This window comes from Streptomyces sp. PL-29, from assembly GCF_058344425.1.
Genome location: NZ_CP136996.1, coordinates 3,766,668 through 3,781,748, shown reverse-complemented (window position 1 = coordinate 3,781,748; position 15,081 = coordinate 3,766,668). Strand labels below are relative to the sequence as shown.

The 15,081-nt window shown below is 72.2% G+C and carries 13 protein-coding genes; 4 read left to right on the top strand and 9 right to left on the bottom strand.

Annotated elements, in window-relative coordinates; translation table 11 throughout:
* Positions 1-45 precede the first annotated feature (45 nt).
* From R4Z63_RS17345 to ssd, 7 genes are read right to left on the bottom strand one after another with little or no spacing between them, the layout of a single operon-like run.
* A complete protein-coding gene (locus R4Z63_RS17345; RefSeq protein WP_384447300.1) occupies positions 46-393 on the bottom strand; it encodes an Rv3654c family TadE-like protein in 348 nt (115 codons plus the stop codon).
* On the bottom strand, positions 390-779 hold the full coding sequence (locus R4Z63_RS17340; protein WP_491522559.1) for a TadE family type IV pilus minor pilin: 390 nt from the start codon (positions 777-779) through the stop codon (positions 390-392). Before R4Z63_RS17340 ends, R4Z63_RS17345 begins: the two co-directional genes overlap by 4 nt.
* Positions 766-963 carry a DUF4244 domain-containing protein gene (locus tag R4Z63_RS17335; protein ID WP_384446063.1) on the bottom strand — a complete coding sequence of 66 codons (198 nt, stop codon included), beginning with the start codon at positions 961-963 and terminating at the stop codon, positions 766-768. The genes R4Z63_RS17340 and R4Z63_RS17335 overlap by 14 nt, the downstream gene beginning before the upstream one ends.
* 45 nt (positions 964-1,008) lie before the next feature.
* Positions 1,009-1,779, bottom strand: a complete 771-nt coding sequence (locus tag R4Z63_RS17330; protein WP_384446062.1) for a type II secretion system F family protein — start codon at positions 1,777-1,779, stop codon at positions 1,009-1,011.
* On the bottom strand, positions 1,779-2,666 hold the full coding sequence (locus R4Z63_RS17325) for a type II secretion system F family protein (RefSeq protein ID WP_384446061.1): 888 nt from the start codon (positions 2,664-2,666) through the stop codon (positions 1,779-1,781). The genes R4Z63_RS17330 and R4Z63_RS17325 overlap by 1 nt, the downstream gene beginning before the upstream one ends.
* Complete coding sequence (locus R4Z63_RS17320; RefSeq protein ID WP_037921029.1) at positions 2,663-3,811, bottom strand: TadA family conjugal transfer-associated ATPase; 1,149 nt, start codon at positions 3,809-3,811, stop codon at positions 2,663-2,665. The genes R4Z63_RS17325 and R4Z63_RS17320 overlap by 4 nt, the downstream gene beginning before the upstream one ends.
* Positions 3,808-5,019 (bottom strand): septum site-determining protein Ssd, encoded by a 1,212-nt coding sequence (ssd, locus tag R4Z63_RS17315; RefSeq protein ID WP_384446060.1) that lies wholly within the window; start codon positions 5,017-5,019, stop codon positions 3,808-3,810. The genes R4Z63_RS17320 and ssd overlap by 4 nt, the downstream gene beginning before the upstream one ends.
* Before the next feature lie 528 nt (positions 5,020-5,547).
* On the opposite strand from ssd, the gene R4Z63_RS17310 reads away from it, so the two are divergent.
* Positions 5,548-6,384 (top strand): HAD family hydrolase, encoded by an 837-nt coding sequence (locus R4Z63_RS17310; protein WP_037921017.1) that lies wholly within the window; start codon positions 5,548-5,550, stop codon positions 6,382-6,384.
* A gap of 371 nt (positions 6,385-6,755) precedes the next feature.
* Here R4Z63_RS17310 and R4Z63_RS17305 read toward each other — a convergent pair whose 3' ends face one another.
* Positions 6,756-7,577 (bottom strand): Fic family protein, encoded by an 822-nt coding sequence (locus tag R4Z63_RS17305; protein ID WP_037921014.1) that lies wholly within the window; start codon positions 7,575-7,577, stop codon positions 6,756-6,758.
* A gap of 109 nt (positions 7,578-7,686) precedes the next feature.
* Here R4Z63_RS17305 and R4Z63_RS17300 point away from each other — a divergent pair, with 109 nt between their 5' ends.
* Positions 7,687-8,745 carry an ATP-binding protein gene (locus R4Z63_RS17300; RefSeq protein WP_384446059.1) on the top strand — a complete coding sequence of 353 codons (1,059 nt, stop codon included), beginning with the start codon at positions 7,687-7,689 and terminating at the stop codon, positions 8,743-8,745.
* Here the strand turns inward: R4Z63_RS17300 and R4Z63_RS17295 are convergent.
* Positions 8,699-10,000, bottom strand: coding sequence for a polysaccharide deacetylase family protein (locus R4Z63_RS17295; RefSeq protein WP_037921012.1), 1,302 nt, complete (start codon positions 9,998-10,000; stop codon positions 8,699-8,701). The genes R4Z63_RS17300 and R4Z63_RS17295 overlap by 47 nt on opposite strands.
* A gap of 237 nt (positions 10,001-10,237) precedes the next feature.
* Between R4Z63_RS17295 and R4Z63_RS17290 the strand changes: the two genes are divergently transcribed.
* Together R4Z63_RS17290 and acs are read left to right on the top strand one after the other, a co-directional pair.
* On the top strand, positions 10,238-12,730 hold the full coding sequence (locus R4Z63_RS17290; protein WP_384446058.1) for a SulP family inorganic anion transporter: 2,493 nt from the start codon (positions 10,238-10,240) through the stop codon (positions 12,728-12,730).
* 161 nt (positions 12,731-12,891) lie between these two features.
* Entirely contained in the window at positions 12,892-14,892 is a 2,001-nt protein-coding gene (gene acs / locus R4Z63_RS17285; protein ID WP_384446057.1) for an acetate--CoA ligase, read from the top strand.
* Positions 14,893-15,081: the final 189 nt, after the last annotated feature.

Here is a 15,081-nt window from a genome sequence, read left to right as displayed (position 1 = left end):
CACCTCGCCGGGCTCTCCCCGGCAGGTCCCCGGCGCGGCACGGCGTCAGCCCGTCGGCTCCCGGGGCGGCCCCGCGCGGGCTCGGATCTCGGGCCTGAACGGGCCCGCCGCGACCCGGGCGGCCACGTCGGCGACTTCGCCCCCGAGGTGGCACCAGGCGAGCTCCGCACCCTGCGCCCGGGCCACCCGGAGCGCCGTGGTGCAGGCGGTGTCCGGCCCGTGCGCCCAGGTGGCCGCCGCGGCGAGCGCCGCCAGGTCGGCTGCCGCCGCCGCCCGGTGGCGGGCCAGGACGGCCTGGCCGAGCAGCAGCACGCCCGCGAACACCGCGCCCAGCGCCGTCGCCACCAGCGCCGCCCAGACCGTGGCCGAGCCCCGGTCGCGGTTCCGGCTCACGGTGGCGGCCCCACGCTGTCCTCGGCGAGGGCCACCACCTGCGCGCCCAGCCGCAGCGGTATGCCGGCCGGCCCCGGGGCCGGCGCCACGACCCGCACCCGCCAGAGGTCGCCCACCCGCTCCAGCTCCACCCGGGCCCCCGCCGGCGCGGCCTCGCGGGCCGCCGCCACCGCCACCTCCGGGGGCTCCGACCTGGACGCGGCCCGGGCGCCCGCCCGGGCCGCGTCCACGCACCGGATCTGTCCGGCCGCCGCCATCAGGGCCCACACCAGCGACGCCGCGAAGAGCACCAGCGCCGGAATCACCAGGGCCGCCTCCGCCGTCACATATCCCCGGTCCCGCATTCCCCGGCCGCGGCCACCGGACTTCTCCTCAGAACGGCACATCGAGCGCCTTCCCGATGGTGGACTGAAGGGCCGTGGCGACGACGTCACTCGTCACCACCTTGTAGAGAACGGCAGCGAACGCACAGGCCGCGATCGTGCCCATCGCGTATTCCGACGTGGACATCCCCGTATCACTCCGGCGGCCGGCAAGAGCCGTCCGCACACGAAACCAGATGATCCTCATGGCAGTCTCCTGTGGATTTCCGTTATTTGTGTGGTCATTGCGACTTCAGGGGCTGGAGAGAAGTCCTGAGGCCATACCGATCACCACCGGCGCGACCCCGATCGAAAGAAATGCGGGAAGGAAGCACAGCCCCACCGGTGCGGTGACGAGGACCGCCGCCCGCTGCGCCCTGGCCCCGGCCCGGCGGGCCCGGTCCTCCCGGAGCCCGGAGGCGAGCCGCGACATCGGCTCCGCCGCGGGCGCACCGGTCCGCGCGGCCCGCTCCAGGCATTCGGCGAGTCCCCGGGCACCCGGTATCTCCGCCAACCTCCCCCACCCCGAACCCGGTTCGCTGCCGAGCCGCAGCTCCGCCCCGGCGCTCGCAAGCCGTTCGCCCACCGGTCCGCCCAGCGACTCGCCCACCACCTCCGCCGCCTCCACCGGCCCGGCTCCGGCCGCCAGGCACGCGGCCAGCAGATCGGCGGCGAACGGCAGCTGGCGCTCGCCCTCCTGCGGATCCGCCCGGGCCGTCTGCGGCCCGGACCGCAGGCGCCGCACCACGGCCGCGGCCAGACAGCCGACAGCCGCACCGGTCGCTCCGCCGACGAGCACCCAGCCCGCCAGCAGCGCCCCGGCCGGAGCGGCCCACGCCACCGCCGCCCTTCGCAGCACGGAATCCGACACCGGCCCGCGCGGCACTGACCGCGCACCCAGCAGCGCCGCGGTCCTGCGCCGGACGGCGCGCTCCCTGACCCGCGCCGCCAAAGCCGACACCATCCACAGGGCCGCCGCCGCACCCAGGACGATCCCCAGCCTGTGGACGAAGAATCCGGCCATCACCGTTCGCCCGCCCGGACGATCCGCCGGCACCACAAGAGCCCCAGCGCCTCCAGCACCCCGCCCGCCAGCAGGCAGCCCCACCCCATGGGGGTGTGCAGCAGAACCCGCAACGGGTTCGCGCCCAGCCCGGTGCCGATCAACAGACCCACCAGCGGGAGCAGCGCGAGCACCAGCACCGTCGACCGCGCGCCCGCCAACTGGGCCCGCAGCGACTCCTGCCGGTCCCGCTCGGCCCGCAGGGCTCCCTCCAGCCGGTCCAGCCCGGCGGCCAGCCCCGCACCGCCGTCCGCCGACACCCGCCAGCAGGCGGCCATCCCGGCCAGCCCCTCCGCTCCGGGCTCCTTGGCCGCCTGGCGCAGCGCCCCGGACACATCCCCGCCGAACGCCGCGGCAGCCAGCACACCCGCTTCCGCCGCACCCGGACCACCCGGGCCGGCGGCCGTCCGCCGCATGGCCGCCGTCAGCGCCTGCCCGGGCTGGGCTCCGGCCCGCAGCTCGCCCACCGCCGCCCCGCACAGGGCCACCACCTCGGCGGCCCGGGCGGTGCGGGCCCGCTCGCACGCCCGCGCCCGCAGCCAGCGCCGCACCAGTGGTACCGCTCCCGCCCCGACCAGCAGCGGGAGCACCGACCCGCCCAGGACCGCGATCACCGCCCCGGCCGCGAGGCAGGCCCACTCCCGCCACCGCCCGGCCCGCACCCGCAGGGCGCCCAGCAGCAGCTCGCGGCGCGGCGGGCGTCCGCACCCGGGCGGCTGCCACCCTCCGGCGAGCACCGCCCTGGCCCGCCGGGACCCCCGGTCGCCGCCGGTGATCCCCCAGGCGGCCGCGCCCGCGCACAGCACTCCGGCGAACAGCGGCAGCGGCAGCACCGCCCCGGCGCTCACCGGGCACCTCGCAGCAGGGGGCGCAGCCGGTCCCAGCCCTGCTCCCGTACGAAGCCCCGGGCTGCCCACCTCAGCGCCGGTACGGTCACCACCAGTCCGGCGGCGTCCCGCTCCAGCACATGCACCTCGGCCACCCGGCGCCGCCCTTCCCGGTCCCGCACCAGGTGCAGCACCAGGGTCAGCGCGGCGGCCAATTGGCTGTGCAGTGCGCCCCGGTCGAGCCCCGCGGCCGTCCCCAGCGCCTCCAGCCGGGCCGGGACGTGAGCGGCCGCGTTGGCGTGCACCGTGCCGCATCCCCCCTCGTGACCGGTGTTCAGCGCCGCGAGCAGGTCCGCCACTTCGGCGCCGCGCACCTCGCCGACCACCAGCCGGTCGGGCCTCATCCGCAGCGCCTGCCGGACCAGGTCCGCCAGCGTGACCAGCCCCGCCCCCTCCTGATTGGCCGGCCGGGTCTCCAGCCGCACCACGTGCGGATGGTCGGGGCGCAGCTCGGCCGAATCCTCGGCCAGCACGATCCGCTCGCCCGGCCCGACCAGCCCCAACAGGGCACTGAGCAAAGTGGTCTTGCCGGTCCCGGTCCCGCCGGAGACGAGGAATGACAACCGGGCCTCGACCATGTCCCGCAACAGCCGCTGCCCGCCCGGTGGCAGCGTGCCCGCCGCGACGAGCTCGTCCAGTGTGAAAGCCCGCGGCCGCACCACCCGCAGAGAGAGGCAAGCCGAGCCGACCGCGACCGGTGGCAGCACGGCGTGCAGCCGCGTGCCGTCGGGCATCCGGGCGTCCACCCAGGGCCGGGCGTCGTCGAGCCGCCGCCCGGCCACAGCGGCCAGCCGCTGGGCGAGCCTGCGCACGGATCCCGCGTCGTCGAAGGTCACCCCCGTCAGCTCCAGCCCGCCCCCGCGGTCCACCCACACCCGGTCCGGGGCGGCCACCAGCACGTCGGTCACCTCCGGATCAGCCAGGAGCGGCTCCAGCGGGCCCGCACCGACCAGTTCGGAGCGCAACTCAGCTGCCGCACCCAGTACTTCTTCGTCGCCCAGCAGCCTGCCCTGTGCGCGCAGGGCGGCCGCCACCCGCGCCGGGGTCGGCTCCGCCCCGCTCTCGGCAAGCCGCCGGCGCACCGCGTCCAGCAGTACCGCGCTCATGCCGGCACCCCCTGACCGGCGCCGAGGGCCCGCTGCCAGAAGCCGTCGCAGAAGCGGGAGAGAGCACCGCGCCCCTGCGCCCCCGGCGGCTCCCCCTCGGCCACCCGTCCCGGGAGCCCGACCTCGACGGGCACCTCACCGGCCAGCGGAGCCCCCAACAGCCCTGCGACGGACTCCGGATCGAGACCGCCGGGGCAGCGGCCCCGGACGACGACGCGGACGTCCCGGGCCACCATCCGCACCCCGGCGGCCACCCGTCCCGCCGCCGCCACCGAACGCAGCTCACCCGGCACCACCATCAGCACCAGGTCAAGCTGAGCGAGGACCTCGGCCACGGCCTCGTCCACCCGGCGCGGGAGGTCGACCACGACGACGCCGCCCCGGCGGCGCGCCGCGGCCACCACCGCGCGGACAGCGGCCGGAGGCACGACCACACGGTCTCCCCGGTCCCAGCTGAGCACCCGCAGGTCGTGCAGTTCGGGCAGGGACTCCTCCAGCGCTCCGGCTCCGACCCGTCCCCGGGAGGCCGCGAAGTCCGGCCAGCGCAGCCCCTCGGCACCCTCGCCGCCGAGCAGGACGTCCATGCCGCCGCCCAAGGGGTCGCCGTCGATGAGCATGGTCCGCTCACCGGCACGGGCGGCACGGACGGCGAGGGCGCAGGCGAGGGTGGAGGCGCCCGCCCCGCCACTGCCCCCGATCACGCCGACGGCGAGGGCGGGCCGTCCGGCCCCTTCGACGACGTCGGCGATCCGGTCCACGAGCCGGCTCTCGGCGTCGGGGAGGCGCAGCACCTCCTCGGCGCCGATCTCCACCGCCCTTTGCCACACGAGGGGATCGTCCGGGTCCCGTCCGACGAGGAAGACCCCGGTCCTGCGCGGCGCACCCCGCACACGCCTCGCGGCGTCGTCCCCGACCAGCACGAGAGGGGCCGACTCCCAGCCAGCACCGCCCGTGTTGAAGCCAGTCGCGGAAACGGCCGGATCGACCCCGCTCGGGACGGATCCGCCCTCCGCTTCCACGACCGCGCCGCCGCGCGCCGGCATCGTGTGGAGCACGTGCGGTTCGGCCCCCGCCGCCGCGCACAGCCGCAGCAAGTCGTCGAGCAGCAGGGGGTCTTCGGTGATGATCAGCGGTCGTCCCCCAGCGGTCCCGGCCGCGGGCGCGGCTGCTGCGCCGCTGCCCGCCTCCTGCTCCCTTCCGTTCCTCACGGACTTCGGCGTTTCGCACGACTTCGATCGAGCCACGATCTCCGCCCCCTTCTCACTGCAAATCCCCAGCGCCGCGGACTTCGCGGCTGGAATCACCGTGCAGGGATCGGGAAAAAGAAGTGGATCTTGCCCAATAACTGTGGACAACCCATCGATTGTGAATAACCCGGTCACTCTCACAGGTGAGTTCCAGAGCGCACGGGAATCACTACGCAGCGTCACGAGTCTGACGTGGTGAGGGTGCGGAACCGGCGCGCCCCACACAGGAGGAGGGCCGAGGAGATGGCCGTTCAGGGCCGGAGCAAGGGACGCGAACTGCGTCCGGACATGCGACGACCCCCGCCGGGGGGGAGAGCGGGGGTCGTCCCCACGGTCCGACTCGGGGGGGGAGGAGCCAGACCGGGTTAGCACGGTCGCGAACGATCCGTGACTTCCATGGTGTACCCGAGAGCCCTCTCAGGCAAACCCACGCGCCACACCTTACGCCGAATGGTGGGCGCATATGCTCGGTGCGTGGAAAATCAGCCCATGCCGCACTCCTCGCCCCGCACCGCCGCCTTCTTCGATCTGGACAAGACGGTCATTGCGAAGTCGAGCACCCTGACGTTCAGCAAGTCCTTCTACCAAGGCGGCCTGATCAACCGGCGAGCCGTGTTGCGGACCGCATACATCCAGTTCATCTTCCTGGCCGGCGGCGCCGACCACGATCAGATGGAACGGATGCGGGAGTACCTGTCCGCCCTCTGCAAGGGATGGAACGTGCAGCAGGTGCGGGAGATCGTCGCGGAAACCCTGCACGACCTCATCGACCCCATCATCTACGACGAAGCCGCCTCCCTGATCGAGGCCCACCACACGGCCGGCCGCGACGTGGTGATCGTGTCGACCTCCGGAGCCGAGGTGGTCGAGCCGATCGGGGAGATGCTCGGCGCGGACCGGGTCGTCGCCACGCGCATGGTCGTGGGTGAGGACGGCTGCTTCACCGGTGAGATCGACTACTACGCCTACGGGCCCACCAAGGCGGAGGCCGTACGGGAGCTCGCCGAGTCCGAGGGCTACGACCTCTCCCGGTGCTACGCCTACAGCGACTCGGCGACCGACATCCCGATGCTGGAAGCGGTCGGGCACCCGCACGCGGTCAACCCCGATCGGGCGCTGCGCCGGGAAGCGACGGCACGCGAATGGCCGGTGCTGGTCTTCAGCCGGCCCGTCCGGCTGAAGCAGCGGCTCCCCGGGCTGTCGATGCCCGCCCGCCCGGCGCTGATCGCCGCAGCAGCGGTGGGCGCGGCAGCCGCCACGGCCGGGCTCGTCTGGTACGCGAGCCGCCGCCGGGCCCACACCCTGTCGGCGGCCGCCTCAGGCTGATTGCCCCACCTGCACCGATTCAGGCTGCCCGGTTCGCCCCCGGTCGTCCGGAAAGTAAAAAGTGGAGCCAGGGGTTTCGCATAGCAGCGAAGCGGAGTACAAATAAAGCAACGGCCCGCGAGACCAAAGAACATCCGAGAGGATCATCTTTAAAACGCAGTAAGGCCCACGGACCGAAGCATGAACGCCGAGCACCCACGCGACGTCGACCCGTCGATTACGGGCCAGCCGCACCAGGTGACGGGCAAAGTACCCGACCTGATGGGCAACCTTCGAGGACGCTTGGTAACTGGGCGTAAGTGCCAGCGGCGACACCAGAGCAGTACGGTGTCGCCGCAACCCATGTCCGGGCCCGGAACCTCGCGACCGGTTCAGGCCGCGCCGCGCTGCAGGGCCTCGCAGACCGCCGTCGACTCCCGCACGCCGAGCTCGATCGCACGTCCACAGTGCGCAATCCAGGCCGCCACACCCTCCGGGGTCCCGGAGAGATAGCCCGCGAAGGCGGCCAGATAGGCCTCGGCGCCCTGCTCGGCGTGACCGACCTCCGCCGGGCAGATCGCCTTGGGGTCCAGGCCGCTGTTGATCAGGACGATGCGCTCGGCCGCGCGCGCGACCAGCCCGTTGTAGGAGCCGAACGGCCGCAGCGCCAGCAACTCACCGTGCACGACCGCCGCCGTGACCAGGGCCGGGGCCGAACCGCCCGCGATGACGATCCGGGACAGGCCGTCGAGGCGGCCGGCGACTTCGTCCGCCGTCGGCAGCGGCGCCTCCACCAGCGGCTCGACCACCGACTCGCCGGCGAGGCGCGGGCGGCCCACCACGTCGCCCCCGGCCGTGGAGCCGACCGCGACGAGATGCAGGCGCGCCAGGACGCGCAGCGGGGACTGGCGCCAGATGCTGAGCAGCTGCCCGGCCTCCGCCGTGAGCCGCAGCGCAGCCCCCACGGTGAGCGCCTCCGGTTCCGAGCCGAAGTCGGTACGCCGCCGCACCTCTTCCAGAGCCCAGTCCGCGCCGGACAGCGCCGCGCTGCCGCGGGCGCCGCGCAGGGCGGCCTCCGAGGTGATCTCACCGCTGCGGCGGCGCATCACCCGGTGCCCGTAGACCCGGTCCACGGCCTTGCGTACGGAATCCACGGAATCGGCGACACCCGGCAGCCCGGCCAGGGCGGCCAACGGGTCAGAAGCGCTACTCATAAGTAGGGAGCCTACGCACTGTGCGGGCGCGACACCGACCCCTCCTTGGAGTGGTCTTCTTCACTCACCTTGACAACTCAGCGCTACGCAGCCGCTACGCTTGGTGAACATGAAGATCGCTTTCGTGGGAAAGGGCGGCAGCGGCAAGACCACGCTGTCCTCCCTCTTCATCCGCCACCTCGCCGCCAATGAGGCCCCCGTCGTCGCGGTGGACGCCGACATCAACCAGCACCTGGGCGCCGCGCTCGGGCTCACCGAGGACGAGGCGGCCTCGCTGCCCGCCCTGGGCGCCCACCTGCCCCTGATCAAGGAGTACCTGCGGGGCTCCAACCCGCGCATCGCGTCCGCGGAGACGATGATCAAGACCACCCCGCCCGGCCGGGGCTCACGCCTCCTGCGCGTCACCGAGGACAACCCGGTGTACGAGGCCTGCGCGCGAACGGTCGTGCTCGACGGCGGGCCCGTACGCCTCATGGCGACGGGGCCGTTCACCGAAGCCGACTTGGGCGTGGCCTGTTACCACTCCAAGGTCGGTGCGGTCGAGCTCTGCCTCAACCACCTCGTCGACGGGCCCGACGAGTACGTGGTCGTCGACATGACGGCGGGCTCGGACTCCTTCGCCTCGGGCCTGTTCACCCGCTTCGACATGACCTTCCTGGTCGCCGAGCCGACGCGCAAGGGCGTCTCCGTGTACCGCCAGTACAAGGAGTACGCCCGGGACTTCGGGGTCGCCCTCAAGGTCGTCGGCAACAAGGTGCAGGGCCCCGAGGACATCGAGTTCCTCCAGGACGAGGTCGGCGAGGACCTACTGGTCACCGTCGGACACTCCGACTGGGTGCGGGCGATGGAGAAGGGCCGCCCGGCCTCCTTCGAACTGCTGGAGGCGGCCAATCGGTTCGCGTTCCAGGCGCTCCAGGACACCGCCGACGACTCCTACGCGCACCGCGACTGGACCCGGTACACCGAGCAGATGGTGGGCTTCCACCTCAAGAACGCCGAGAGCTGGGGCAACGCCAGGACCGGAGCCGACCTGGCGGAGCAGGTCGACCCCGGCTTCGTCCTGCGCGAGGGCCTGCGCACCCCCGGCGCTATCGACGGCGGCGCGAGCGCTGAGGAGGTCGTCAGCCCTCGTCACCAGTCCCCTCGGCCGGCTCCGCAGCCGGCTTGACGCCGGCGGGGGCGGCCGGCGGCGCCGGCGGCCCCACGGTCAGGAACTTCGTCCAGCCCTCCTTCGGCGCCTCGCCGACGTCGAGGGTGCGCATCCACTCCAAGGCCTTCGGGTCCTGGGCGTCCAACCAGTCCACCAGTTCCCGGAACGGCACGCAGCGGACCTCCTTCTGCGTGCACATGCCCTTGATCGACTCCTCGACGGCACGCATGTAGGTGCCGCCGTTCCAGGACTCGAAGTGGTTGCCGATGATCAGCGGCGCACGGTTGCCCTGGTAGACGCGGTCGAAGGCCTGCCGCAGGCCGTCACGCATCTGGTCGCCCCAGTAGGCATGCTGCGAGGGGTCGCCCTGCGAAGTCGTCCCGGACTGGTTGACCATGTAGTTGTAGTCCATGCTCAGGGTGTCGAAGGCGCGTCCCGGCATGGGCACCAACTGGAGCGGGATGTCCCAGAGCCCATCGGTCTTCTTGGGCCAGATCTGCTTGCTGATCCCGCTGGAGTCGTAGCGGAATCCCATGTCCTTCGCAGCCAGCATGAAGTTCTTCTGGCCTTCGAGGCAGGGGGTGCGGGCACCGATGAGCTCCTTGTCGTAGTCGAAGGGGAGCGCCTCTTCCTTCTTCAGGCCCGCATTGGTCTTCCAGTTCTTGACGAAGGACTTGGCCTGGTCGATCTCGCTCCTCCACTCCTCCACGGACCACGTCCCGACGCCGCCGTCGGGCCCGCAGAAGTGCCCGTTGAAGTGGGTGCCGATCTCGTTGCCCTCCAGCCAGGCCGCGCGGACCTGGGCGGCAGTGTCCTTGATGCCCTGGAGGTCGCCGAAGCCGATGTCGGAGCGGCCGGGCGAGTGCTGCGGAGCGGTGTAGAGGAAACGCTTCTCCTCAGGGAGCATGTACACGCCGCTGAGGAAGTACGTCATCCGGGCGTCGTACTTCTTGCCGACCTCGCGAAAGTGCGAGAAGAGCTTCTGACTGTCCTCGCCGGCCCCGTCCCACGAGAACACCACGAACTGCGGGGGCTTCTCCCCCGGCTTCATCTTCTGGGGCTTCCGCACGTTCGGCTGCGGTCCGGTGTACGCGGTCGAGCCGTCACCGATGGGACGGTTGACGCTGCCGGGGGCCTCAGGTGCAGCCTTGAGCGCGTTGGGGCCTCCGGCGGCCGGGCGCTTCGCGGGTTCCGAGGCGGTGCACCCGGCGACGCCCAGGACCAGCGCCGTGGCGACCAGGCCGCCGGCGATCTTCTTCGTGGCGGCGATCATCCGCCCCACCTCTCCCTCGCTGTTGCATCGCAGGACTTCCGCGCCGCAACGTCCCATGCGGCCCCGGACGAGGAAGGTATGACAAGCCGGACAAAATGCTTAATCACCCATGAGTGCTAATTCGTAGTCCATTTGCCCGAATTGTTCGCTACTCATCTTTACTCTCCATTACCATCCATTTACTGAGTGTTGAGATTCCCGCCGCTTCACCCCTCATCCCCGAGGAGACGGGACCCCATGACAGCCACTTCCCCCACCAGCACACCCCGAGGGGTCCGCAAAGACCTCCCCGCGGACCTCTCCGCCTCCATCACCGTCTTCCTGATCGCCATCCCGCTCTCCCTCGGCATCGCCCTCGCCACCGGAGCCCCTCTGCAGGCGGGCCTGGTCGCGGCCGCGGTGGGTGGGATCGTCGCCGGACGCCTGGGCGGCGCCCCCCTCCAGGTCAGCGGGCCGGCCGCCGGACTCACCGTGGTCACCGCCGAGTTGATCCAGCGGTACGGATGGCGCACCACGTGCGCCATCACCGTGCTCGCCGGTGTCTGTCAGCTCGGCCTCGCCGCCCTGCGCACCGCCCGGTCCGCGCTCATGGTCAGCCCTGCCATCGTGCACGGCATGCTCGCGGGCATCGGCGTGACGATCGCACTGGCCCAACTGCACATCGTGCTCGGCGGCACTCCGCAGAGCTCGGCCGTGGCGAACGTCCTCGGCCTGCCTGCCCAGCTGGCGGACCTGCACCCGGTGGCGCTCGGAGTCAGCGCACTGACCCTGGTCGTCCTGCTCGGCTGGCCGCGGCTGCCCGGGCGGCCGGGCCGTGCACTGCGCAAGGTGCCGGCACCCCTCGCCGCCGTCGCCACGGCAACCGCCGTCGCCGCACTGGCCGGGCTCAGCCTGCCTCGGGTGGACCTGCCGTCCTGGCGCAGCCACGCCCTTCCGGAAATGCCCGAGGGGCCGGTCCTCGGCCTCATCGCCGCCGTACTGACCATCACCCTGGTCGGAAGTGTGGAATCCCTGCTCTCGGCGGTCGCGACCGACAAGCTGATCGCCTCCGAGCGGGGCACGGACAACCGCCCGCCCCGCGCCGACCTCGACCGGGAGCTGCGCGGGCAGGGCGCGGCGAACATCGTCTCCGGAGCCCTGGGCGGGCTGCCCATCACGGGTGTGGCCGTGCGCAGCGTGGCGAACGTCAAGTCCGGCGCGGCCAGCCGGAAGTCCACCATGATCCACGGGTGCTGGGTGCTGCTCGCGGCCTTCCTGCTGGTGCCCCTCCTGGACCTGATCCCGCTGGCCACGCTGGCCGCCCTGGTGATGGCGGTGGGCGTGCAGATGGTCAGCATCACGCACCTGCGCAGCGTCACCCGGCACCGGGAGGCCCTGGTCTACGGGACGACCATTGCGGCCGTGGTGCTCGGCGGGGTGCTGGAGGGCGTGGCCGTGGGCATCGCGGTCGCCGTGGCCCTGGCCCTGCACCGCCTCGCCCGGACCCGGATCACGCTGGAGCGGCTGGACGGCGGCGCCCACCAGGTGCGGGCGCACGGCCAGTTGACCTTCCTCGCGGTGCCACGGCTGAGCCGCGTGCTGGGCCAGATCCCGCACGACGCGCACGCCGTGCTCGAGCTCGACGGCTCCTTCATGGACCACGCGGCCTACGAGACCATCCGGGACTGGCAGCTGTCCCATCTGGCGCACGGCGGAACCCTGGAGGTCACCGGCCGCTCGGGACAGGCAGCCCGGATCACCGGGGCCGAACAAACCGGGGACGGCGGAGCGCACACGCCCGACGGAGCGGACCGGGCCGACGTCCCGGGCGGGGCGCACGCGCCGGGCAGCGGCCACGACGTCCGCCACGCCGAGGGCGGCCACCAGGGCGAGCGGTCGCGTCGCGCCCAGCAGCGCGGGACGCACCAGTGCTGCCGTCCCTGGACCCCCTGGCAGAACCACTGCGACCACCGCGCCGCTTCCACCCGTACCGCCACCACGGCCGCGACGATGGCGGCCGCGGCGGCCACGGACACCGCGGGCGGTGAGGGGCAGGCCGGGGCGCCGGCGCCCCGGCTGCGCGGCGCGGGCCAACTGGCCAGCGGGATCAGCGCCTTCCACCGCGACACAGCACCCCACGTACGGGACGAGCTGGCCCGGCTGGCCCGCGAGGGGCAGCGGCCCTCGCAGCTGTTCATCACCTGCGCGGACTCCCGGCTGGTGACCAGCATGATCACGGCGAGCGGCCCGGGAGACCTGTTCACCGTGCGCAACGTCGGCAATCTGGTGCCGCTGCCCGGCGCGGAGTCCACGGACGACTCCGTCGCTGCGGCCATCGAGTACGCGGTGGACGTGCTGCAGGTGGACAGCATCACGGTCTGCGGGCACTCGGGCTGTGGGGCCATGCAGGCCCTGCTCAGCTCGGCGCCCGGGGTCGCGATGACTCCGCTGCGCCGCTGGCTGCGGCACGGACTGCCCAGCCTGGCGCGGATGTCCAGCCGCCACCACGCCTGGGCCCGGATCGCCGGCAGGCTCCCCGCGGACGCGGTGGAGCAGCTGTGCCTGACCAATGTGGTCCAGCAACTGGAACACCTGAGGGCCCACGAGTCGGTGGCCAGGAGGCTCGCGGAGGGCACCCTGGAGCTGCACGGGATGTACTTCCACGTGGGCGAGGCCCAGGCGTATCTGCTGTCCGAGGGGGATGACTTCTTCGACTGCAGGGTCTTCGACACGGTCGGCCAGCACGCCTGAACCGATACCCTCCGATATCCGTGCCACCGTTTGGCCCCTTCCCGCACCCTGCAGCGGGGAGGGGCCCTTCGCACGCCGTTCCTGCGCGGGCCGCCTTCGTGATATAGGTCTAAACCAATTTCAGGTTACCCCTTGTCACCTGGGCCGCAGACTGATGAGCTATGCCCGGGGACACAACGGACACCCTGGGAAAGGGAGATGTCGTGAGCAATGAGAGCCTGGCCAATCTGCTCAAGGAGGAGCGGCGGTTCGCACCGCCCGCCGATCTGGCCGCCGCCGCCAATGTGAAAGAGGCTGCGTATGCACAGGCCGACGCGGACCGGCTGGGCTTCTGGGCCGAGCAGGCCCGGCGGCTGACCTGGGCCACCGAGCCGACCGAGACGCTCGACTGGACCAACCCGCCCTTCGCGAAGTGGTTCGCCGACGGCAGGCTGAACGTCGCCTACAACTGCGTGGACCGCCACGTGGAGGCCGGCAACGGCGACCGCGTCGCCATCCACTTCGAGGGCGAGCCCGGCGACAGCCGCGCGATCACCTACGCCGAGCTCAAGGACGAGGTCTCCAGGGCCGCCAACGCCCTCACCGAGCTGGGCGTCGAGGCCGGCGACCGCGTCGCCATCTACCTCCCGATGATCCCCGAGGCGGTCGTCGCGATGCTCGCGTGCGCCCGCATCGGTGCCGCGCACTCCGTGGTCTTCGGCGGCTTCTCCGCCGACGCCGTCGCCTCCCGCATCCAGGACGCCGACGCCAAGCTGGTCATCACCGCCGACGGCGGCTACCGCCGCGGCAAGCCCAGCGCCCTGAAGCCCGCCATCGACGAGGCCGTCGCCAAGTGCCCGCAGGTCGAGCACGTGCTCGTGGTACGGCGCACCGGCCAGGACACCTCCTTCACCGAGGGCCGCGACGTCTGGTGGCACGATGCGGTCGCCCGCCAGTCCGCCGAGCACACCCCGCAGGCATTCGACGCCGAGCACCCGCTCTTCATCCTCTACACCTCGGGGACCACGGGTAAGCCGAAGGGCATCCTGCACACCTCCGGCGGCTACCTCACGCAGGCGGCGTACACCCACCACGCGGTCTTCGACCTGAAGCCGGAGAGCGACGTCTACTGGTGCACGGCCGACATCGGCTGGGTGACCGGGCACTCCTACATCGTCTACGGGCCGCTCGCGAACGGCGCCACGCAGGTCATGTACGAGGGCACGCCGGACACCCCCCACCAGGGCCGCTTCTGGGAGGTCGTGCAGAAGTACGGCGTCACGATCCTCTACACGGCGCCCACGGCCATCCGCACGTTCATGAAGTGGGGCGACGACATCCCCGCGAAGTTCGACCTGTCGAGCCTGCGCGTCCTGGGCTCGGTCGGCGAGCCGATCAACCCCGAGGCCTGGGTCTGGTACCGCAAGCACATCGGCGGCGACCGGTGCCCGATCGTGGACACCTGGTGGCAGACCGAGACCGGCGCGATGATGATCTCCCCGCTGCCGGGCGTCACGCACACCAAGCCCGGATCCGCCCAGCGGGCCCTGCCCGGAATCTCCGCCACCGTCGTGGACGACGAGGCGCACGAGGTCCCGAACGGCGGAGGCGGCTATCTGGTACTCACCGAGCCGTGGCCGTCGATGCTGCGCACCATCTGGGGCGACGACCAGCGCTTCATCGACACCTACTGGTCGCGCTTCGAGGGCAAGTACTTCGCGGGCGACGGTGCGAAGAAGGACGACGACGGCGACATCTGGCTGTTGGGCCGGGTGGACGACGTGATGCTGGTCTCCGGCCACAACATCTCGACCACCGAGGTCGAGTCGGCACTGGTCTCGCACCCGTCGGTCGCCGAGGCGGCCGTGGTGGGCGCCGCCGACGAGACCACCGGCCAGGCCATCGTGGCCTTCGTCATCCTGCGCGGCAGCGCCTCCGAGACCGGAAGCCTGGTCACTGACCTGCGCGACCACGTGGGCAGCACGCTCGGCCCGATCGCCAAGCCCAAGCGGATCCTGCCGGTTCAGGAGCTGCCGAAGACCCGCTCGGGCAAGATCATGCGCCGCCTGCTGCGCGATGTGGCGGAGAACCGCGCCGTCGGCGACGTCACCACGCTCGCCGACTCCTCGGTGATGGACCTCATCCAGAGCAAGCTCCCGGCCGCCGCCGGCAGCGAGGACTGACCCGGCGACACCGGCGATCCACGCGGAAACGGGCACTCGGCACGACGCGCCGGGTGCCTGTTTCGCGAATAAAGTAACGATCGCCGGATGCACCGTTGCGTACACCCTGTAAAGTGTTTAAGCGTAAAGAAAGACCACAGGGTGCGCCGGGAAGTCTGGTCGGCAACGAGTTCCGCCATGCCGTCCAAC